17 protein-coding genes, 4 tRNA genes and 1 rRNA gene are annotated in these 21,175 nt (G+C 57.6%); all 22 read right to left on the reverse strand.

Annotated features, from left to right (window positions below):
• Positions 1-49 precede the first annotated feature (49 nt).
• On the reverse strand, positions 50-361 hold the full coding sequence (rpsJ, locus tag CAG33_RS27440) for a 30S ribosomal protein S10 (protein ID WP_003186070.1): 312 nt from the start codon (positions 359-361) through the stop codon (positions 50-52).
• Positions 362-517: 156 nt separating this feature from the next.
• On the reverse strand, positions 518-1,711 hold the full coding sequence (gene tuf, locus CAG33_RS27445; protein WP_085585788.1) for an elongation factor Tu: 1,194 nt from the start codon (positions 1,709-1,711) through the stop codon (positions 518-520).
• Between the two features lie 30 nt (positions 1,712-1,741).
• Complete coding sequence (fusA, locus tag CAG33_RS27450; protein ID WP_085585802.1) at positions 1,742-3,874, reverse strand: elongation factor G; 2,133 nt, start codon at positions 3,872-3,874, stop codon at positions 1,742-1,744.
• Between the two features lie 30 nt (positions 3,875-3,904).
• A complete protein-coding gene (gene rpsG / locus CAG33_RS27455; protein WP_016772941.1) occupies positions 3,905-4,378 on the reverse strand; it encodes a 30S ribosomal protein S7 in 474 nt (157 codons plus the stop codon).
• A gap of 108 nt (positions 4,379-4,486) precedes the next feature.
• Positions 4,487-4,858 (reverse strand): 30S ribosomal protein S12, encoded by a 372-nt coding sequence (rpsL, locus tag CAG33_RS27460; protein WP_003186084.1) that lies wholly within the window; start codon positions 4,856-4,858, stop codon positions 4,487-4,489.
• Positions 4,859-5,074: 216 nt separating this feature from the next.
• Positions 5,075-9,274: a DNA-directed RNA polymerase subunit beta' gene (gene rpoC, locus CAG33_RS27465; RefSeq protein ID WP_085585800.1), complete on the reverse strand. Its 4,200-nt coding sequence runs from the start codon at positions 9,272-9,274 to the stop codon at positions 5,075-5,077.
• Between the two features lie 63 nt (positions 9,275-9,337).
• A complete protein-coding gene (rpoB, locus tag CAG33_RS27470; RefSeq protein ID WP_085585798.1) occupies positions 9,338-13,411 on the reverse strand; it encodes a DNA-directed RNA polymerase subunit beta in 4,074 nt (1,357 codons plus the stop codon).
• Positions 13,412-13,629: 218 nt separating this feature from the next.
• Positions 13,630-14,001, reverse strand: a complete 372-nt coding sequence (rplL, locus tag CAG33_RS27475; RefSeq protein ID WP_085585796.1) for a 50S ribosomal protein L7/L12 — start codon at positions 13,999-14,001, stop codon at positions 13,630-13,632.
• An 80-nt stretch (positions 14,002-14,081) separates the two neighbouring features.
• On the reverse strand, positions 14,082-14,582 hold the full coding sequence (gene rplJ, locus CAG33_RS27480; protein ID WP_085585794.1) for a 50S ribosomal protein L10: 501 nt from the start codon (positions 14,580-14,582) through the stop codon (positions 14,082-14,084).
• A gap of 197 nt (positions 14,583-14,779) precedes the next feature.
• The gene (rplA, locus tag CAG33_RS27485) at positions 14,780-15,475 is read right to left on the reverse strand and encodes a 50S ribosomal protein L1 (RefSeq protein WP_085585792.1); all 696 of its coding nucleotides are present in this window, start codon (positions 15,473-15,475) and stop codon (positions 14,780-14,782) included.
• Positions 15,475-15,906 (reverse strand): 50S ribosomal protein L11, encoded by a 432-nt coding sequence (gene rplK / locus CAG33_RS27490; protein WP_003176435.1) that lies wholly within the window; start codon positions 15,904-15,906, stop codon positions 15,475-15,477. The genes rplA and rplK overlap by 1 nt, the downstream gene beginning before the upstream one ends.
• 117 nt (positions 15,907-16,023) lie before the next feature.
• Entirely contained in the window at positions 16,024-16,557 is a 534-nt protein-coding gene (gene nusG / locus CAG33_RS27495; RefSeq protein WP_007957598.1) for a transcription termination/antitermination protein NusG, read from the reverse strand.
• 9 nt (positions 16,558-16,566) lie between these two features.
• The gene (secE, locus tag CAG33_RS27500; protein ID WP_085585790.1) at positions 16,567-16,935 is read right to left on the reverse strand and encodes a preprotein translocase subunit SecE; all 369 of its coding nucleotides are present in this window, start codon (positions 16,933-16,935) and stop codon (positions 16,567-16,569) included.
• A gap of 45 nt (positions 16,936-16,980) precedes the next feature.
• A tRNA-Trp gene (locus CAG33_RS27505) sits at positions 16,981-17,056 on the reverse strand.
• Between the two features lie 53 nt (positions 17,057-17,109).
• Positions 17,110-18,303 carry an elongation factor Tu gene (gene tuf, locus CAG33_RS27510; protein ID WP_085585788.1) on the reverse strand — a complete coding sequence of 398 codons (1,194 nt, stop codon included), beginning with the start codon at positions 18,301-18,303 and terminating at the stop codon, positions 17,110-17,112.
• 83 nt (positions 18,304-18,386) lie between these two features.
• Positions 18,387-18,462: transfer RNA gene (locus tag CAG33_RS27515), tRNA-Thr, on the reverse strand.
• 26 nt (positions 18,463-18,488) lie between these two features.
• Positions 18,489-18,562, reverse strand: a tRNA-Gly gene (locus tag CAG33_RS27520).
• A gap of 25 nt (positions 18,563-18,587) precedes the next feature.
• Positions 18,588-18,672: transfer RNA gene (locus CAG33_RS27525), tRNA-Tyr, on the reverse strand.
• 143 nt (positions 18,673-18,815) lie between these two features.
• Complete coding sequence (locus CAG33_RS27530; RefSeq protein WP_085585786.1) at positions 18,816-19,253, reverse strand: hypothetical protein; 438 nt, start codon at positions 19,251-19,253, stop codon at positions 18,816-18,818.
• A 7-nt stretch (positions 19,254-19,260) separates the two neighbouring features.
• The gene (locus tag CAG33_RS27535) at positions 19,261-20,010 is read right to left on the reverse strand and encodes a pantothenate kinase (protein WP_085641220.1); all 750 of its coding nucleotides are present in this window, start codon (positions 20,008-20,010) and stop codon (positions 19,261-19,263) included.
• Entirely contained in the window at positions 20,000-20,953 is a 954-nt protein-coding gene (birA, locus tag CAG33_RS27540; protein ID WP_085586008.1) for a bifunctional biotin--[acetyl-CoA-carboxylase] ligase/biotin operon repressor BirA, read from the reverse strand. Before birA ends, CAG33_RS27535 begins: the two co-directional genes overlap by 11 nt.
• Positions 20,954-21,086: 133 nt before the next feature.
• Positions 21,087-21,175: ribosomal RNA gene (rrf, locus tag CAG33_RS27545) — 5S ribosomal RNA — on the reverse strand; the annotation flags it as partial.

Below are 21,175 nucleotides of genomic sequence, written 5' to 3' on the forward strand. Positions count from 1 at the left end.
ACCCGCTATGGCCGCCCATTTCAGAGCGTTACACGACCAAGACCAAGTCTTAGCCGAGGCTGATCTGCACTTCCACACCGGCCGCAAGATCCAGCTTCATAAGCGCGTCAACGGTTTTATCCGTTGGCTGGACGATGTCCAGTACACGCTTGTGAGTGCGGATTTCGTACTGGTCACGCGCGTCTTTGTTGACGTGCGGGGAAACCAGAACGGTAAACCGCTCTTTACGGGTAGGCAGTGGAATAGGACCACGCACTTGAGCACCAGTACGTTTCGCGGTTTCCACGATTTCCTGGGTTGATTGGTCGATCAGGCGATGGTCAAAAGCCTTCAACCTGATACGGATTTGCTGATTTTGCATTGGATTTCAGACTCCGGCTGCTATTCCCACCGGGCGCAATACGCCCGTTAAAAGGAGGCGCAATTCTATAGACGCCCCATATAGGTGTCAACCCAATAAAAAAGCCCCCGCTGAGCGGAGGCTTTTTCATTTCATCAAGCTGACTCTAAAAGAGACTTACTCGATGACTTTGGCTACGACGCCGGCGCCGACGGTACGACCGCCTTCACGGATAGCGAAGCGCAGACCGTCTTCCATTGCGATGGTCTTGATCAGGGTAACAGTCATCTGAATGTTGTCACCTGGCATTACCATTTCAACGCCTTCCGGCAGTTCGCAGTTACCGGTCACGTCAGTGGTACGGAAGTAGAACTGTGGACGGTAGCCTTTGAAGAACGGAGTGTGACGACCGCCTTCTTCCTTGCTCAGCACGTAGACTTCTGCGGTGAACTTGGTGTGCGGCTTGACCGAACCTGGCTTGACCAGAACCTGGCCACGCTCAACGTCGTCACGCTTGGTGCCACGCAGCAGAACGCCGCAGTTCTCGCCAGCACGACCTTCGTCGAGCAGCTTGCGGAACATTTCAACGCCGGTGCAGGTAGTTTTCTGAGTGTCGCGCAGGCCGACGATCTCAACTTCTTCCTGGATGCGGACAACGCCACGCTCAACACGACCGGTCACAACAGTACCGCGACCCGAGATCGAGAACACGTCTTCGATCGGCATCAGGAACGGCTTGTCGATGGCACGCTCAGGCTCTGGGATGTAGCTGTCCAGAGTCTCAACCAGCTTCTTGACAGCGGTGGTGCCCATTTCGTTGTCGTCTTTGCCTTCCAGCGCCATACGGGCCGAACCAACGATGATCGGGGTGTCGTCGCCTGGGAAGTCGTAGGTGGACAGCAGGTCGCGAACTTCCATCTCAACCAGTTCCAGCAGCTCAGCGTCGTCTACCAGGTCAGCCTTGTTCAGGAAAACCACGATGTACGGAACACCTACCTGACGGGACAGCAGGATGTGCTCACGGGTTTGCGGCATCGGACCATCGGCGGCCGAGCAAACCAGGATCGCGCCGTCCATCTGGGCAGCACCGGTGATCATGTTCTTGACGTAGTCGGCGTGACCTGGGCAGTCAACGTGCGCGTAGTGACGAATGTTCGAATCGTACTCTACGTGAGCGGTGTTGATGGTGATACCACGAGCCTTCTCTTCCGGGGCGCTGTCGATCTTGTCGAAGTCAACAACGGCCGAACCGAAAACCTCGGAGCAAACACGGGTCAGAGCAGCGGTCAGAGTGGTTTTACCGTGGTCAACGTGACCGATGGTGCCAACGTTGACGTGCGGTTTGCTACGTTCAAATTTTTCTTTAGCCACGACAATAAACTCCTAGCCTAAAGGGCTGAATCAGCCTTGTTTTTTAACGAGAGCTTCGACGATGTTCGACGGAGCTTCGGAGTATTTGGAGAATTCCATGGAGTAGCTCGCGCGACCCTGAGACATGGAACGGACGTCGGTCGCATAACCGAACATCTCACCCAGTGGAACTTCAGCACGGATTACCTTACCGGACACCGAGTCTTCCATACCCTGAATCAGACCACGACGACGGTTCAGGTCACCCATCACGTCACCCATGTAGTCTTCTGGGGTTACTACTTCAACCTTCATGATCGGCTCAAGCACAACACCGCCGCCCTTCTGGGCCAGCTGCTTGGTCGCCATGGAGGCCGCCACCTTGAACGCCATCTCGTTGGAGTCGACGTCGTGGTAGGAACCATCGAACACGGTAGCCTTCAGGCCGATCAGCGGATAGCCGGCAACGACGCCGTTCTTCATCTGCTCTTCGATACCCTTCTGGATAGCCGGGATGTATTCCTTCGGAACCACACCACCCACAACTTCGTTGGTGAAGACCAGGCCTTCGGTGATGTTGCCCTTCTCGTCAACGTCTGGCTCCGAGAAACGGATCCAGCAGTGACCGAATTGACCGCGACCGCCGGACTGACGAACGAACTTGCCTTCGATCTCAACGTTGCTCTTGCTGATCTTCTCGCGGTACGAAACCTGCGGCTTGCCGATGTTGGCCTCGACGTTGAACTCGCGCTTCATGCGGTCAACGAGGATGTCCAGGTGCAGCTCACCCATACCGGAGATGATGGTCTGGCCAGTCTCTTCGTCGGTCTTGACGCGGAACGACGGGTCTTCCTGAGCCAGCTTGCCCAGTGCGATGCCCATCTTTTCCTGGTCCTGCTTGGTTTTCGGCTCTACAGCCACCGAAATCACAGGCTCAGGGAAATCCATACGCTCAAGGATCACTTGCTTCTCGAGATCGCACAGGGTGTCACCGGTGGTGACGTCCTTCATGCCGATCAGAGCGGCGATGTCGCCTGCGCGCACTTCCTTGATCTCTTCACGCTGGTTGGCGTGCATCTGCACCATACGACCAACGCGCTCTTTCTTGCCCTTGACCGAGTTGATGACGGAGTCACCGGAGGTCAGGAAGCCCGAGTAGACGCGGACGAAGGTCAGAGTGCCCACGAACGGGTCGGTGGCAATCTTGAACGCCAGGGCCGAGAACGGCTCGGCGTCGTCGGCGTGACGCTCGATCTTCGGAGCGTTTTCGTCTTCGACGTTGTCCGGGTGGATGCCCTGGATTGCAGGAATCTCGGTCGGAGCAGGCAGGAAGTCGATAACGGCGTCGAGAACCAGGGGAACGCCCTTGTTCTTGAACGAAGAACCGCAGACCGCAGGAACGATCTCGCTCGCCAGGGTACGGGCGCGCAGACCAGCCTTGATCTCTTCGACGGACAGGTCACCTTCTTCAAGGTACTTGTTCATCAGCTCTTCGTTGGCTTCGGCCGCAGCCTCGACCATGTTGTTGCGCCATTCGTTGGCCAGCTCAACCATATCGGCAGGAATCTCTTCCTCGCGATAGGTGGTGCCTTTGTCGTCTTCGTTCCAGTAGATAGCCTTCATCTTGATCAGGTCGACCTGACCCTGGAAGTTATCTTCTGCACCGATGGCCAGCTGAACCGGAACCGGGGTGTGGCCCAGACGGTTCTTGATCTGGCCGACAACGCGCAGGAAGTTCGCGCCGGCACGGTCCATCTTGTTCACGTAAACAACACGTGGAACGCCGTACTTGTTGGCTTGACGCCATACGGTTTCGGACTGAGGTTCAACACCGGAGGTGCCGCAGAAAACAACGACCGCGCCGTCGAGTACGCGCAGCGAACGTTCTACTTCAATGGTGAAGTCTACGTGGCCGGGGGTATCGATGACGTTTACGCGGTAGTTGTCGTACTGACCACGGGAACCTTTCCAGAAAGTGGTAACGGCAGCGGAGGTAATGGTGATACCCCGCTCCTGCTCCTGCACCATCCAGTCGGTGGTCGCGGCGCCGTCGTGCACCTCGCCCATCTTGTGGCTCAGACCTGTGTAGAACAGGATCCGCTCGGTAGTGGTAGTCTTGCCCGCGTCAACGTGGGCGCAAATACCAATGTTACGGTAGCGGTTGATTGCTGTAGTACGAGCCATAAAGCCCTCGCAAAATGAATGATGCTGATATTAGAAGCGGTAGTGCGAGAAAGCCTTGTTGGCTTCGGCCATACGGTGCACGTCTTCACGCTTCTTAACTGCTGCACCTTTACCTTCAGCAGCATCCAGCAGCTCGCCAGCCAAACGCAGGGCCATGGACTTCTCGCCACGCTTGCGGGCGAAGTCTACCAACCAGCGCATTGCCAGAGCGTTACGACGGGAAGGACGAACCTCGACCGGAACCTGGTAAGTAGCACCACCAACGCGGCGCGACTTCACTTCGACCAGCGGAGCGATGGCGTCGAGTGCTTTTTCGAAGAGTTCCAGGGGATCGGTGCCAGCCTTACGGGCCGCAACGGTTTCCAGGGCACCATAAACGATACGCTCGGCAACGGCTTTCTTGCCGCTTTCCATAACGTGGTTCATGAATTTGGCGAGGATTTGGCTTCCGTATTTCGGATCGTCCAGAATCTCACGCTTGGCTGCTACGCGACGTCTTGGCATTGATAAGCCCTCAAACGGTCTTCAGGTTAGCTCGGGACAGATCCTTCGGATGCGTGCCCGACCTTACTCTTATCGACTCAATAAAATGAATAACTGCAAAGCGGCCGATTACTTCGGACGCTTGGTACCGTACTTCGAACGACCTTGGTTACGGCCTTTAACGCCGGAAGTATCCAAGGAGCCGCGAACGGTGTGGTAGCGAACACCTGGCAAGTCTTTTACACGACCGCCACGGATCAGAACCACGCTGTGTTCTTGCAGGTTGTGGCCTTCACCGCCGATGTACGAGGAAACCTCGAAACCGTTGGTCAGACGCACACGGCATACTTTACGCAGTGCCGAGTTAGGTTTTTTCGGCGTAGTGGTGTACACGCGGGTGCACACGCCACGACGTTGCGGGCAGTTCTGCAGCGCAGGCACGTCGGATTTCTCGACGATACGCTTACGCGGCTGACGTACCAGCTGGTTGATAGTTGCCATCTACTAGCTCCACTGTTGTCTTGCGACGCTATTGTCTTGCAAGAAAAGCAAAATGGCGGGAACGGATTCCCGCCAAATTTAGGGGATCAAGAGTCTAAAGAGGATCTTGTCCCCAGTCAAGGCAAGGCCCCGGCCTCCCCGCCCACCGAAACTCGACAAAATGTCTCGATTCGATGAACGGAGCGGTCAGGGCCTTACGCTCATTTACCGCAGAACTCAGTTACCGCTCGAGTTCAGCGCTTCGGTCAGTGCAGCTTCCACTTCACTGGCGCTTACGCGCAACGGTTTGTCCGCATCACGGCGACGCTTGCGCTCGCTGTGGTAGGCCAGACCGGTACCGGCCGGGATCAAACGACCCACGACCACGTTTTCTTTCAGGCCGCGCAGGTAATCGCGCTTGCCGGTGACGGCCGCTTCGGTCAGCACCCGGGTGGTTTCCTGGAAGGAAGCCGCCGAGATGAACGATTCGGTCGACAACGACGCCTTGGTGATACCCAGCAGAACACGGGTGAACTTGGAGACGAACTTGTCTTCCGCGTTCAGACGCTCGTTCTCCACCAGCACCTGGGTCAGTTCCATCTGGTCGCCCTTGATGAAGCTGGAATCGCCCGACTCGGAGATCTCAACCTTGCGCAGCATCTGACGCAGGATGGTCTCGATGTGCTTGTCGTTGATCTTCACGCCTTGCAGACGGTAAACGTCCTGGATCTCGTTGACGATGTACTTGGCCAGCGCGCTCACACCCAGCAGACGCAGGATGTCGTGCGGATCGCTCGGACCGTCGGAGATAACTTCGCCGCGGTTCACCTGTTCGCCTTCGAACACGTTCAGGTGACGCCACTTCGGAATCAGCTCCTCGTACGGATCGCTGCCGTCGTTCGGGGTGATGACCAGACGGCGCTTGCCCTTGGTCTCCTTACCGAACGCGATGGTGCCGCTGACTTCTGCCAGGATCGACGCCTCTTTCGGACGACGGGCTTCGAACAGGTCGGCAACACGCGGCAGACCACCGGTGATGTCACGGGTCTTCGAAGTCTCTTGCGGGATACGCGCGATAACGTCACCGATCGCGATCTTCGCACCGTCCGCAACACCGACCAGGGCGTTCGCCGGCAGGAAGTACTGAGCGATAACGTCAGTGCCTGGCAGCAACAGATCCTTGCCGTTGTCGTCGACCATCTTCACCGCAGGACGGATGTCCTTGCCGGCAGCCGGACGGTCTTTGACGTCGAGCACTTCGATGTTGGTCATACCGGTCAATTCGTCGGTCTGACGCTTAATCGTGATGCCTTCTTCCATGCCCACGTAGGTCACGTTACCTTTCATTTCAGTAACGATCGGGTGCGTGTGCGGATCCCACTTCGCCACGATGGCGCCAGCGTCGACCTTGTCACCTTCCTTGACCGAGAGCACGGCACCGTACGGCAGCTTGTAGCGCTCGCGCTCACGACCGAAGTCGTCGGCGATCGCCAGCTCACCGGAACGGGACACGGCAACCAGGTTGCCGTCCACACGCTCAACGTGCTTCAGGTTGTGCAGACGGACGGTACCGCCGTTCTTCACCTGAACGCTGTCGGCAGCGGAAGTACGGCTTGCCGCACCACCGATGTGGAACGTACGCATCGTCAGCTGGGTACCCGGCTCACCGATGGACTGGGCAGCGATGACGCCGACCGCTTCACCGATGTTCACCTGGTGACCACGGGCCAGATCGCGGCCGTAGCACTTGGCGCAGATGCCGTAACGGGTTTCGCAGCTGATCGGCGAACGCACGACCACTTCGTCGATGCTGTTCAGCTCGATGAACTCGACCCACTTCTCGTCGACCAGGGTGCCGGCAGGAACGATGACGTCCTCGGTGCCCGGCTTGAACACGTCACGGGCAACCACACGACCCAGTACGCGCTCACCCAACGGTTCAACAACGTCGCCGCCTTCAATGTGCGGCGTCATCAGCAGACCGTGTTCGGTGCCGCAGTCGATCTCGGTCACGACCAGATCCTGTGCCACGTCAACCAGACGACGGGTCAGGTAACCGGAGTTCGCTGTCTTCAACGCGGTATCCGCCAGACCTTTACGAGCACCGTGGGTCGAGATGAAGTACTGGAGTACGCTCAAACCTTCACGGAAGTTCGCGGTGATCGGCGTCTCGATGATGGAGCCGTCCGGCTTGGCCATCAGGCCACGCATACCGGCGAGCTGACGAATCTGTGCTGCGGAACCCCGCGCACCCGAGTCGGCCATCATGTACATCGAGTTGAACGATTCCTGCTCGACTTCGTCGCCGTGACGGTCGATGACTTTCTCTTTCGAGAGGTTGGCCATCATCGCCTTGGAGACTTCGTCGTTCGCTTTCGACCAAAGGTCGATCACTTTGTTGTACTTCTCGCCCTGGGTCACCAGGCCGGAGGCGTACTGGCTCTCGATCTCTTTCACTTCGTCGGTGGCGGCACCGATGATGCGCGCTTTCTCATCCGGGATAACGAAGTCGTTAACGCCGATGGAAACGCCGGAAATGGTCGAGTAGGCAAAACCGGTGTACATCAACTGGTCGGCGAAGATCACGGTCTCTTTCAGACCCACAACGCGATAGCACTGGTTGATCAGCTTGGAGATCGCCTTCTTCTTCATCGGCAGGTTGACGACGTCGAACGACAGGCCTTTCGGCACAACCTGGAACAGCAGCGCACGGCCGACGGTGGTGTCGACGATACGGGTGTTGTTCACGCTGTTGCCGTCACGGTCGTTCACGGTTTCGTTGATACGAACCTTGATCTTGGCGTGCAGCGCGGCTTCGCCGGCGCGGAACACGCGGTCGACTTCCTGCAGATCCGCGAACACACGACCTTCGCCCTTGGCGTTGATCGCTTCACGGGTCATGTAGTACAGACCCAGTACCACGTCCTGCGACGGAACGATGATCGGCTCACCGTTGGCTGGCGACAGGATGTTGTTGGTCGACATCATCAGCGCGCGCGCTTCCAGCTGGGCTTCCAGCGTCAGCGGCACGTGCACGGCCATTTGGTCACCGTCGAAGTCGGCGTTGTACGCGGCGCAGACCAGAGGGTGCAGCTGGATGGCCTTACCTTCGATCAGTACCGGTTCAAACGCCTGGATGCCCAGACGGTGAAGGGTCGGTGCACGGTTGAGCAGGACCGGGTGTTCGCGGATCACTTCAGCGAGAACGTCCCAAACCTCCGGCAGCTCGCGCTCGACCATTTTCTTGGCGGCTTTGATGGTGGTCGCCAGACCGCGCATTTCCAGCTTGCCGAAAATGAACGGTTTGAACAGCTCCAGAGCCATCTTCTTCGGCAGACCGCACTGGTGCAGGCGCAGGGTCGGACCTACGGTGATCACCGAACGGCCCGAGTAGTCAACGCGCTTACCGAGCAAGTTCTGACGGAAACGACCTTGCTTACCCTTGATCATGTCGGCCAGGGATTTCAGAGGACGCTTGTTCGAGCCGGTGATGGCGCGACCGCGACGGCCGTTGTCGAGCAGTGCATCGACAGCTTCCTGCAGCATGCGCTTTTCGTTGCGCACGATGATGTCCGGAGCGGACAGGTCGAGCAGGCGCTTCAGACGGTTGTTACGGTTGATCACCCGACGATACAGATCGTTGAGGTCGGAAGTCGCGAAGCGACCGCCGTCCAGCGGAACCAGCGGACGCAGGTCCGGCGGCAGAACCGGCAGAACGGTCAGCACCATCCACTCAGGCAGGTTGCCGGAGCCCTGGAAGGCTTCCATCAGCTTCAGGCGCTTGGACAGCTTCTTGATCTTGGTTTCGGAGTTGGTTTGCGGAATCTCTTCGCGCAGACGGCCAATCTCGTGTTCCAGGTCGATAGCGTGCAGCAGCTCGCGGACGGCTTCGGCACCCATGCGGGCGTCGAAATCGTCACCGAACTCTTCCAGCGCTTCGAAATACTGCTCGTCGTTCAGCAGCTGACCCTTTTCAAGGGTGGTCATGCCCGGGTCGATGACGACATAGCTCTCGAAGTAGAGAACGCGCTCGATATCACGCAGGGTCATGTCCATCAGCAGGCCGATACGGGACGGCAGCGACTTCAGGAACCAGATGTGGGCAACCGGCGAAGCCAGTTCGATGTGCGCCATGCGCTCACGACGAACCTTGGCCAGCGCGACTTCAACGCCGCACTTCTCGCAGATCACACCACGATGCTTCAAGCGCTTGTACTTACCGCACAGGCACTCGTAATCCTTTACCGGGCCAAAGATCTTGGCGCAGAACAGGCCGTCACGCTCAGGCTTGAACGTACGGTAGTTGATGGTTTCCGGCTTTTTAACTTCACCGAACGACCACGAACGGATCATCTCAGGCGAGGCCAATCCGATGCGGATGGCGTCGAACTCTTCGACTTGACCCTGGTTTTTCAGCAAATTCAGTAGGTCTTTCAAGGCCTTTCCTCCTGGCGGAGCAGAGAGCGGGCAATCCTGCCCCGCTCTCGATCGCGTCACGTGTTATTCGGTTTCCAGATCGATATCGATGCCGAGGGAACGAATTTCCTTGATCAACACGTTGAAGGACTCGGGCATGCCCGGCTCCATACGGTGATCGCCGTCCACGATGTTCTTGTACATCTTGGTCCGGCCGTTCACATCGTCCGACTTCACTGTGAGCATTTCTTGCAGGGTGTAGGCAGCACCGTAAGCTTCCAGTGCCCAGACCTCCATCTCCCCGAAACGCTGACCACCGAACTGCGCCTTACCACCCAGCGGCTGCTGAGTAACCAGGCTGTACGAACCGGTAGAACGCGCGTGCATCTTGTCGTCTACCAAGTGGTTCAGTTTCAGCATGTACATGTAGCCAACGGTGACCGGGCGCTCGAACTTGTTGCCGGTACGCCCGTCGGTCAGCTGCATCTGGCCGCTTTCTGGCAGGTCCGCCAGTTTCAGCATGGCCTTGATCTCGCGTTCCTTGGCACCGTCGAACACCGGGGTGGCCATTGGTACGCCGCCACGCAGGTTCTTCGCCAGATCCAGGATCTCCTGATCGGAGAAGCTGTCGAGGTCTTCGTTGCGACCGCCGATCTGGTTGTAGATCTCGTCCAGGAAGGTACGCAGCTCAGCGACCTTGCGCTGCTCTTCGACCATCCGGTTGATCTTCTCGCCCAGGCCCTTGGCCGCGAGGCCCAGGTGGGTTTCGAGGATCTGACCGACGTTCATACGCGAAGGTACGCCCAACGGGTTGAGGACGACGTCGACCGGGGTGCCGTTGGCATCGTGCGGCATGTCTTCAACCGGCATGATCACGGAGACCACACCCTTGTTACCGTGACGGCCGGCCATCTTGTCGCCCGGCTGGATGCGACGGCGGATAGCCAGGTACACCTTGACGATCTTCAGCACGCCCGGCGCCAGGTCGTCGCCCTGTTGCAGCTTGCGCTTCTTGTCTTCGAACTTGTCGTCCAGCAGACGGCGACGGTCGACGATGTAGGCCTGGGCCTTCTCGAGCTGCTCGTTCAGAGCGTCTTCAGCCATGCGCAGCTTGAACCACTGGCCATGCTCAAGACCGTCCAGCACTTCGTCGGTGATGTCCTGGCCTTTCTTCAGACCGGCACCGCCTTCGACCTTGTGACCGACCAGAGCGGCACGCAGACGCTCGAAGGTCGCGCCTTCGACGATGCGGAACTCTTCGTTCAGATCCTTGCGGATCTCGTCGAGCTGGCTCTTCTCGATCGACAGGGCACGGCTGTCACGCTCGACGCCATCACGGGTGAAGACCTGAACGTCGATGACGGTACCCTTGGTGCCGGTCGGCACGCGCAGGGAGGTGTCCTTAACGTCGCTGGCCTTCTCACCGAAGATCGCGCGCAGCAGTTTCTCTTCCGGAGTCAGCTGGGTCTCGCCTTTCGGAGTGACCTTGCCGACCAGGATGTCGCCAGGGCCGACTTCGGCGCCGACATAGACGATACCGGCTTCGTCCAGCTTGTTCAGTGCGGCTTCACCCACGTTCGGGATGTCCGCAGTGATTTCCTCTGGGCCAAGCTTGGTGTCACGAGCCACGCAGGTCAGTTCCTGGATGTGGATCGTGGTGAAGCGGTCTTCCTGAACCACACGCTCGGACAGGCAGATGGAGTCTTCGAAGTTGAAGCCGTTCCACGCCATGAACGCGATGCGCATGTTCTGACCCAGCGCCAGTTCACCCATGTCGGTGGACGGGCCGTCGGCCATGATGTCGCCACGCTGAACCTTGTCACCCTTGCTCACCAGCGGACGCTGGTTGATGCAGGTGTTCTGGTTGGAGCGGGTGTACTTGGTCAGGTTGTAGATGTCGACACCGGCTTCACCGGTTTCGACTTCGTCATCGGCAACGCGAACCACGATACGGCTGGCATCGACGGAGTCGATCACGCCGCCGCGGCGGGCCACGACGCAAACGCCGGAGTCACGGGCAACGTTGCGCTCCATGCCGGTACCCACCAGCGGCTTGTCGGCACGCAGGGTCGGTACAGCCTGACGCTGCATGTTGGAACCCATCAACGCACGGTTGGCGTCGTCGTGCTCGAGGAACGGAATCAGCGACGCCGCGACCGAAACTACCTGCTTCGGCGAAACGTCCATCAAGGTGACGTCTTCCGGCGCCTTGACGGTGAATTCGTTCAGGTGACGTACGGCCACCAGTTCGTCGATCAGGACTTTCTGCTCGTTCATGGTCGCCGAAGCCTGCGCGATCACGTGATCGGCTTCTTCGATGGCGGACAGGAACACGATGTCGTCGGTGACCACACCCTCTTTCACCACACGGTACGGGCTCTCGAGGAAGCCGTACTGGTTGGTGCGAGCGTAAGCAGCCAGGGAGTTGATCAGACCGATGTTCGGACCTTCCGGCGTTTCGATCGGGCAGACACGACCGTAGTGAGTCGGGTGTACGTCACGGACTTCGAAGCCTGCGCGCTCACGAGTCAGACCGCCCGGGCCGAGTGCGGACACACGACGCTTGTGGGTGATCTCGGAGAGCGGGTTGTTCTGGTCCATGAACTGCGACAGCTGGCTGGAACCGAAGAACTCCTTCACCGCCGCAGCCACTGGCTTGGCGTTGATCAGGTCTTGCGGCATCAGGCCTTCGCTTTCGGCCATCGACAGACGCTCTTTGACCGCACGCTCAACACGTACCAGGCCAACGCGGAACTGGTTCTCGGCCATTTCGCCGACGCAGCGAACGCGACGGTTACCCAGGTGGTCGATGTCGTCGACGATGCCTTTGCCGTTACGGATGTCGACCAGGGTCTTCAGGACCGCAACGATGTCTTCCTTGCACAGCACGCCCGAACCTTCGATCTCGGTGCGACCGATACGACGGTTGAACTTCATCCGGCCGACCGCAGACAGGTCATAGCGCTCAGGGCTGAAGAACAGGTTGTTGAACAGGGTCTCGGCAGCGTCTTTGGTCGGCGGCTCGCCCGGACGCATCATGCGATAGATCTCGACCAGCGCTTCCAGTTGGTTGCTGGTGGAGTCGATCTTCAGCGTGTCGGAGACGAACGGACCGCAGTCGATGTCGTTGGTGTACAGAGTCTCGATGCGAACGACGCCGGCCTTGGCGATCTTCACCAGGAGGTCGGTCGACAGTTCGGTGTTGCACTCTGCCAGGATCTCGCCGGTGGCCGGATGAACGATGGCCTTGGCGGTGGTGCGGCCCAGGACGTAGTCCAGCGGCACGTCCAGCTCTTTGATCCCGGCCTTTTCCAGCTGGTTGATGTGGCGGGCGGTAATACGACGGCCCTGCTCTACGATCACCTTGCCTTTGTCGTCCTGGATGTCGAGGACGGCGACTTCACCACGCAGGCGCTGAGGCACCAGCTCCAGGCTCAGGCCTTCGCTCTTCACATGGAATACGTTGGTGGTGTAGAACGCGTCGAGCACTTCTTCGGTGGTATAGCCGAGCGCGCGCAGCAGCACGGAAGCCGGCAGCTTGCGACGACGGTCGATACGCACGAATACGCAGTCTTTCGGGTCGAACTCGAAGTCCAACCACGAACCGCGGTAAGGAATGATGCGCGCGGAATACAGCAGTTTGCCGGAGCTGTGCGTTTTGCCACGGTCGTGGTCGAAGAACACGCCCGGGGAACGGTGCAGCTGGGAAACGATCACACGCTCGGTACCGTTGATCACGAAGGTACCGTTCTCAGTCATCAGGGGGATTTCACCCATGTAGACTTCTTGCTCTTTGATGTCCTTGATCGCTTTGTTCGACGATTCTTTGTCGAAAATGATCAGGCGCACTTTTACCCGCAAAGGTACGGCGAAAGTCACACCGCGCAATACGCATTCTTTGACATCAAATGCCGGCTCGCCCAAGCGATAGCCGACGTACTCCAGCGCAGCATTGCCGGAGTAGCTGATGATCGGGAAAACGGATTTGAAGGCCGCATGCAGGCCCACGTCGCGGAACTGATCTTTAGTCGCTCCCGCTTGCAAGAATTCACGATACGAATCCAGCTGGATGGCCAGGAGGTACGGCACATCCATGACGTCCGGCAACTTGCTAAAGTCCTTGCGGATACGTTTTTTCTCAGTATATGAGTAAGCCATCAGCGTTCCCCAGCTTGGTCACCTGCTTGTTTGGCCCCTCCCGGCGGGAGCAGCCAGAAAATCGTGCAAACCCCTTGGTTTGCGCCACCGCATCGGGTGGTGGATCCGCTATCGGCGCCGGCCTGGCCGGCTGCCAATAACGGAAAAAGGCCGGTGGCATAAGCCACCAGCCATCAGCCTTTCGCTTGACGCTCGGGCTGGAGGAGCAAAGTCGATGCTTACTTCAGCTCGACTTTAGCGCCTGCTTCTTCCAGCTTCTTCTTAGCGTCTTCAGCGGCTTCTTTCGAAACGCCTTCAGCTACAACCTGAGGAGCGCCGTCGACTTTCTCTTTGGCTTCTTTCAGGCCCAGACCGGTCAGTTCACGAACTGCCTTGATCACGTTCACTTTCTTGTCGCCGGCTTCAACCAGGACAACGTTGAACTCGGTTTGCTCTTCAACGGCAGCAGCAGCGCCAGCAGCTGGACCAGCGGCAACAGCGGCAGCAGCGGTAACGCCGAAGGTTTCTTCCATCGCTTTGATCAGCTCAACGATTTCCAGAACGGTTTTCTGGCCGATTGCTTCGATGATTTGTTCGTTAGTCAGAGACATGACTATGAATTCCTGTATTGGGGTGACAGCCTACGCGGCCATCAAATTAAACGTTTGATTTCGAAAGGATCTACGCCGCCTTAGGCAGCAGCAGCTTCTTTCTGGTCGCGCAGAGCTGCCAGGGTACGAGCCAGCTTGCTGGTAGCACCTTGGATAACGCTCATCAGCTGTGCGATAGCCTCGTCGCGAGTTGGCAGGGTTGCCAGCACGTCGATCTGGTTGGCGGCAAGGAACTTGCCGTCGAACGCAGCTGCCTTGATCTCGAACTTGTCCTGACCCTTGGCGAATTCCTTGAACAGACGAGCAGCAGCGCCCGGGTGTTCGTTGGAGAACGCGATCAGGGTCGGGCCAGCGAGCACGTCGTTGAGGACACTGAATTCAGTGTCGGCAACAGCGCGCTTGAGCAGGGTGTTACGTACGACACGTACGTATACGCCAGCTTCGCGAGCCTCTTTACGGAGTCCGGTCATTGCGCCTACAGTCACACCACGGGCATCAGCCACGACAGCGGACAGAGCGACTTTGGCAGCCTCGTTGACTTCAGCGACGATGGCCTTCTTGTCTTCGAGTTTAATTGCCACGGGTAAAACTCCTGCTTGTTACCGTTTCATCTGGCCGAAGCCGGATGTCGTTTTGGTGTCTGATTCGGTAAGGAACCGGGAGCACCATCTGCGTAGGCTTGAGGTTTAAGACTTGCGCCGCCTACGGTCTTGGATAGCCCCCGCCAGGCAGGGACCCCAATCTTCAAGTGGCGCGATCGCTCGCGCCGCTTATTGTCTTACGCGTCCAGCGAGCTTTGGTCGATGACCAGACCTGGGCCCATGGTGGTGCTCAGGGTAACGCGCTTGACGTAGATGCCTTTCGAGGAAGCCGGCTTGATACGCTTCAGGTCAGCGATCAAGGCTTCAACGTTTTCCTTCAGCTTGACGGCGTCGAAGCCGATCTTGCCAACGGAAGTGTGGATGATGCCGTTTTTGTCGGTGCGGTAGCGAACCTGACCAGCCTTGGCGTTCTTGACAGCGCCAGCGACGTCTGGAGTCACGGTACCGACTTTAGGGTTAGGCATCAGGCCGCGAGGACCGAGAACCTGACCCAGCTGACCCACAACGCGCATGGCATCCGGGGATGCGATCACTACGTCGTAGTTCAGGTCGCCGGCTTTCATTTCTGCAGCCAGATCGTCCATGCCTACGCGGTCAGCGCCGGCAGCCAGAGCGGCTTCAGCAGCCGGGCCCTGGGTGAACACAGCAACGCGAACGGTTTTGCCGGTGCCGTGCGGCAGCACGGTAGCGCTACGAACAACCTGGTCGGATTTACGTGGGTCTACGCCCAGGTTTACAGCAACGTCGAACGACTCGCTGAACTTGACAGTCGACAGCTCGGCCAGCAGAGCGGCGGCGTCTACAATGTTGTAGGCCTTGCCTGCTTCGATTTTGCCGGCGATAGCCTTTTGACGCTTGGTCAGCTTAGCCATTACACACCCTCCACGTTAAGGCCCATGCTACGAGCAGAACCGGCGATAGTACGCACGGCTGCATCCATATCAGCTGCAGTCAGATCCGCGTTTTTGGTTTTCGCGATCTCTTCCAGCTGAGCACGGGTAACAGTGCCAACCTTAACGGTGTTCGGACGAGCGGAGCCGCTGGTCAGACCGGCCGCCTTCTTCAGCAGAACCGAAGCAGGGGTGGATTTGGTTTCGAAAGTGAAGCTACGGTCGCTGTAGACAGTGATGATCACTGGAGTCGGCAGACCTGGCTCAAGACCCTGGGTACGGGCGTTGAAAGCCTTGCAGAACTCCATGATGTTCACGCCGTGCTGACCCAGAGCTGGGCCGACGGGTGGGCTTGGGTTAGCCTGAGCGGCCTTCACTTGCAGCTTGATGTAAGCGGTAATCTTCTTGGCCATGAGGCACTCCAATTACGGGTTCGAACGCCTCGAAAGGCTCCCCGGTTACTTGCGCGTTTATCCCAGTGACGACAAAACCCCACAGCCTACGGCTGCGGGGTTGGGATGCTTGCCCAGTTAGACCTTCTCGACCTGACTGAACTCCAGCTCCACCGGAGTAGAGCGTCCGAAAATGAGCACCGCGACCTGGATCCGGCTCTTTTCGTAGTTAACTTCTTCAACAACGCCGTTGAAATCAGCGAAAGGACCGTCATTGACACGAACAGTCTCGCCCGGCTCGAACAGAGTCTTCGGCTTAGGCTTGTCGCTGCCGTCGGCAACACGACGCAGAATGGCTTCCGCCTCTTTGTCAGTGATTGGCGCAGGCTTGTCGGCAGTACCACCGATAAAACCCATCACCCGAGGAGTATCCTTGACCAAGTGCCAAGTACCCTCGTTCATATCCATTTGAACCAGCACATAGCCTGGGAAGAACTTACGTTCGCTTTTGCGTTTCTGGCCGTTACGCATTTCAACCACTTCTTCAGTGGGAACCAGAATTTCGCCGAAGCCATCTTCCATGCCAGCCAGCTTCACACGCTCGATCAAGGAGCGCATTACATGCTTCTCGTAACCCGAGTAAGCATGCACAACGTACCAACGCTTAGCCACGGGACACCCTTAGCCTACAATCAGGGAAACAAGCCAACCGAGGAGGGAATCAAGCCCCCACAGCAGCAACGCCATAACCAGAACAACAGCTACGACAATCAGCGTAGTCTGCGTGGTTTCCTGACGAGTTGGCCATACGACTTTACGAATCTCGGTACGAGCTTCCTTTGCCAGCGCGAAGAACGACTTGCCTTTTGCAGTTTGCAGACCCACATAGGCAGCAACAGCAGCGATGGCAAGCAGAGCAAGCACGCGGTACAGGATCGGCGAAGCGGAGAAATAATGATTGCCGACAACACCAACAACCACCAAGGCAACCACTACAAGCCACTTGATCAGATCAAAGCGAGAGCTTTGGGCTTCAGCTTTAGGAGTCATCTGTGAAGATCCTGTGAAAAGAAAGCCAGACACACCGAGTGAATCTGGCAGGTCAGGAGGGAATCGAACCCCCAACCTACGGTTTTGGAGACCGTCGCTCTGCCAATTGAGCTACTGACCTAAAACAAAATCAGGCCGACCATTATGCCGGCCCGAAAAAGACATTACAACCGTTTACTCGATAACTTTAGCTACGACGCCGGCGCCGACGGTACGACCGCCTTCACGGATAGCGAAGCGCAGACCGTCTTCCATTGCGATGGTCTTGATCAGGGTAACAGTCATTTGAATGTTGTCACCTGGCATTACCATTTCAACGCCTTCCGGCAGTTCGCAGTTACCGGTCACGTCAGTGGTACGGAAGTAGAACTGTGGACGGTAGCCTTTGAAGAACGGAGTGTGACGACCGCCTTCTTCCTTGCTCAGCACGTAGACTTCTGCGGTGAACTTGGTGTGCGGCTTGACCGAACCTGGCTTGACCAGAACCTGGCCACGCTCAACGTCGTCACGCTTGGTGCCGCGCAGCAGAACGCCGCAGTTCTCGCCAGCACGACCTTCGTCGAGCAGCTTGCGGAACATTTCAACGCCGGTGCAGGTAGTTTTCTGAGTGTCGCGCAGGCCGACGATCTCAACTTCTTCCTGGATGCGGACAACGCCACGCTCAACACGACCGGTCACAACAGTACCGCGACCCGAGATCGAGAACACGTCTTCGATCGGCATCAGGAACGGCTTGTCGATGGCACGCTCAGGCTCTGGGATGTAGCTGTCCAGAGTCTCAACCAGCTTCTTGACAGCGGTGGTGCCCATTTCGTTGTCGTCTTTGCCTTCCAGCGCCATACGGGCCGAACCAACGATGATCGGGGTGTCGTCGCCTGGGAAGTCGTAGGTGGACAGCAGGTCGCGAACTTCCATCTCAACCAGTTCCAGCAGCTCAGCGTCGTCTACCAGGTCAGCCTTATTCAGGAAAACCACGATGTACGGAACGCCTACCTGACGGGACAGCAGGATGTGCTCACGGGTTTGCGGCATCGGACCATCGGCGGCCGAGCAAACCAGGATCGCGCCGTCCATCTGGGCAGCACCGGTGATCATGTTCTTGACGTAGTCGGCGTGACCCGGGCAGTCAACGTGCGCGTAGTGACGAATGTTCGAATCGTACTCTACGTGCGCAGTGTTGATGGTGATACCACGAGCCTTCTCTTCCGGGGCGCTGTCGATCTTGTCGAAGTCAACAACAGCCGAACCGAAAACCTCGGAGCAAACGCGAGTCAACGCAGCGGTCAGAGTGGTTTTACCGTGGTCAACGTGACCAATGGTACCGACGTTGACGTGCGGCTTACTACGTTCGAACTTTTCCTTAGCCATCGAAATCACCCTAGGAGTAGAATTAAGCGAACTACGCAGACCATTAAAACAAAGGCAGATATTTTCATATCTGCCTTGTCATATGGAGCTCTTGAGCGGATTTGAACCGCTGACCTCACCCTTACCAAGGGTGTGCTCTACCAACTGAGCTACAAGAGCGTAACACTTTGCACAACCTGCAAACTTGGAGCGGGTAGCGGGAATCGAACCCGCATCATCAGCTTGGAAGGCTGAGGTTCTACCACTAAACTATACCCGCGGAGCTTGCAGCTCACGCTAAAATCTGGTGGAGGGGGAAGGATTCGAACCTTCGAAGTCGTAGACGTCAGATTTACAGTCTGATCCCTTTGGCCGCTCGGGAACCCCTCCTAAGCGAGCCGGCATTCTATACTATGCCAGCCTTCTGTCAAGCATTTTCTCATTTAAAATCTTGAGGTTAGCTGCTTTGACATCACCCCACTTCTTCAACCTCTTCAGGTCTTCGCTGTGGAGCGGGCGCCATTCTATGCAAACTATTCGGAGGGCGCAACCCCCTCACACATCATTATTTTATGTTTTAACTCATTGAATTCCTTGGAAAGGTTTTGCAGCTGCCCTTCGTCCAGCAAACCCTGGCTTTCAGCTGGGATACGGAACCAATAGGCAGCCTCGGAGGACTCTTTCTGGAGCTGCTGGGCCTTGATGCCCAACTCACCTAGACGCCGACCGAGAAGCTGTGCCTCTTCAGACCTGCCAACGACACCCACGTACAGGCACTCACCATTGGCCGACGTGACATTCTTTTTCTCGCGAGAGACACCCTTGGCCTCGCTGAGCAAACGGATATCCTGCTGCGCCCCTCGATAGAGGCTCAGAGTCGTGACGTCCTTTGCGCGCAAAGGTGCTTCCTGCTGATGCCAGACGTAATAAAACACATTGAGAACCAAAAGCAGCAGGAACAACCAACGCATACGTACCTCAGGAAAAAGGACAGGCCATCGCCAAGCCCACGAACACCAAATCGGGAACGACCTTTGCCTCCGGCACTACTCCCGATACTAGGCCAGCATCGCCCCCCGTCACAAATACCGTGAAGTCTTCCCCCCAGTAGGCGCGGGCCAGCTCGATCTGAGTCAATACAAACCCCCTCAGCATCAATGAGCAACCGCGCTCCACCGCCTCCACCGTGCTGCGCCCCGGCGCATGGCTGACCAATGCGCGCTCGGCCGCCTGATCTCCATAACGAATCTTTCGGGTGTGAGTCCTCAACTGGTTGCGCATGAGCGGCATGCCGGGACAAATGAAGCCCCCCAAGTGTTCACCGTCCGCCGCAACGAAGTCGGCGGTCACCGCTGTACCGAAATCGAGCACCAGACATGCGCCCGAGGCCAGGCGAAAGCCTCCAAGCATCGCTAACCAACGGTCGAGCCCCAGACGCTCATAGTCTTCATATCCATTTCTGACTCCGGACATTTCACGCGCCGGCGCCGCGCACACAACAGGCAAACGGAAATCACGCTCCAGAAGCTTGATGAGATCGCTCGTCTCCTCCGCGGTTCTGACGCTAACCAGGCGGCACCGCTGCAGCGAAATACCATCCAGCTCGCGCAAAGCGTCGAGCAGCGCCTGGTCAGAGTCGACAACCCCCTCCTGGATCACCGCGTCGGCCGGGACGGACAACACTCGCCACTTTATAAAGCTGTTACCGCAATCGAGCTCAAGAATCATCACGCAACCTCAAACTGAGCTCACCACCGCTATAAGTCTTTTCCACACCATCCACCTTCAGACGCAATGCACCATGACTGTCAATGCCAAGTGCCACGCCGTCCGTTCGATTGACGCCGGCAGTGAGAGAAACCGGCTGATCCTGCCACAGGTGATTGCTTTCCCACTCTGCCTGGAGCACAGAGAACCCTTCAACCTGATGACGCCGCAGATAAGCCTGAAGCTGATGGCTCAACTCAACCACAAGCAGGTTCCGGTCATGGCTTTTGCCTGACTCAAGCCGCATAGACGTCCATTGCTGATCCACCTCGTTCGTGGCCTGCATATTGACGTTGATACCGATGCCTAGCACTACATGGCAGACATCAGCCGGATCACCGACAATTTCGAGCAAGATGCCGGCAATTTTCTTTCGTCCAACCAGGACGTCATTAGGCCACTTCAACCCCAATCCAGGCACACCCAGCTTGCGCAAGGCCTGCAGAACCGCCAAGCCCACAACAAGACTCAGCCCCTCCAGCTGACGCATGCCGCCATCAATGCGCAAGACGAGGCTGTAATAGAGATTTTCGGCAAACGGACTCACCCACTTGCGACCACGGCGACCGCGGCCCGCCAGTTGCCGCTCGGCCAGCACCAAAAATGGCGCAGGCCGCCCCTCGTCAATCGCACGCAATGCTTGCGCGTTGGTCGAGTCAGTTGAGTCAAGTATGAAAGACGGCCAGTCCTTTAGCTCCTCCGCTATCTTGTGAGGATCAAGCAACGTCAAGGGAGCCGCCAATTGATAGCCCCGCCCCCGGACTTTATGAATGGACAGCCCAAGCTCGCTCTCCAGATGCTGGAGCTGCTTCCATACGGCACTTCGGCTGATGCCTAGTGCGGCTCCCAGGGCCTGACCGGAATGGAACTGGCCATCCTTCAGGAGATTCAACAACGTCAGCATGCGGATCTCGCCTCGTAATGAGGCCCGAATGATAGCCATGCCCTGCACCGTTGCATAGAAACTCGACGTAGGAACTTTCCTGCGGGCAAAACAAAACCCCAACCGCTTTCGCAGTTGGGGTTTCGGAATTTAATCTTGACGATGACCTACTCTCACATGGGGAAACCCCACACTACCATCGGCGATGCATCGTTTCACTTCTGAGTTCGGGATGGGATCAGG

The sequence above is a fragment of the Pseudomonas sp. B3(2017) genome, from assembly GCF_002113595.1.
GTDB lineage: Bacteria > Pseudomonadota > Gammaproteobacteria > Pseudomonadales > Pseudomonadaceae > Aquipseudomonas > Aquipseudomonas ekonensis.

What these genes read in the sequence shown, in the direction of transcription:
- rplL (WP_085585796.1), bottom strand. Translation starts at nt 14,001, where the DNA reads ATGTCTCTGACTAACGAACAAATCATCGAAGCAATCGGCCAGAAAACC.
- rplA (WP_085585792.1), bottom strand. Translation starts at nt 15,475, where the DNA reads ATGGCTAAGCTGACCAAGCGTCAAAAGGCTATCGCCGGCAAAATCGAA.
- tuf (WP_085585788.1), bottom strand. Translation starts at nt 18,303, where the DNA reads ATGGCTAAGGAAAAGTTCGAACGTAGTAAGCCGCACGTCAACGTCGGT.
- rpsL (WP_003186084.1), bottom strand. Translation starts at nt 4,858, where the DNA reads ATGGCAACTATCAACCAGCTGGTACGTCAGCCGCGTAAGCGTATCGTC.
- rpoB (WP_085585798.1), bottom strand. Translation starts at nt 13,411, where the DNA reads ATGGCTTACTCATATACTGAGAAAAAACGTATCCGCAAGGACTTTAGC.
- fusA (WP_085585802.1), bottom strand. Translation starts at nt 3,874, where the DNA reads ATGGCTCGTACTACAGCAATCAACCGCTACCGTAACATTGGTATTTGC.
- birA (WP_085586008.1), bottom strand. Translation starts at nt 20,953, where the DNA reads ATGCTGACGTTGTTGAATCTCCTGAAGGATGGCCAGTTCCATTCCGGT.
- rplK (WP_003176435.1), bottom strand. Translation starts at nt 15,906, where the DNA reads ATGGCCAAGAAGATTACCGCTTACATCAAGCTGCAAGTGAAGGCCGCT.
- rpsJ (WP_003186070.1), bottom strand. Translation starts at nt 361, where the DNA reads ATGCAAAATCAGCAAATCCGTATCAGGTTGAAGGCTTTTGACCATCGC.
- rpsG (WP_016772941.1), bottom strand. Translation starts at nt 4,378, where the DNA reads ATGCCAAGACGTCGCGTAGCAGCCAAGCGTGAGATTCTGGACGATCCG.
- CAG33_RS27530 (WP_085585786.1), bottom strand. Translation starts at nt 19,253, where the DNA reads ATGCGTTGGTTGTTCCTGCTGCTTTTGGTTCTCAATGTGTTTTATTAC.
- CAG33_RS27535 (WP_085641220.1), bottom strand. Translation starts at nt 20,010, where the DNA reads ATGATTCTTGAGCTCGATTGCGGTAACAGCTTTATAAAGTGGCGAGTG.
- secE (WP_085585790.1), bottom strand. Translation starts at nt 16,935, where the DNA reads ATGACTCCTAAAGCTGAAGCCCAAAGCTCTCGCTTTGATCTGATCAAG.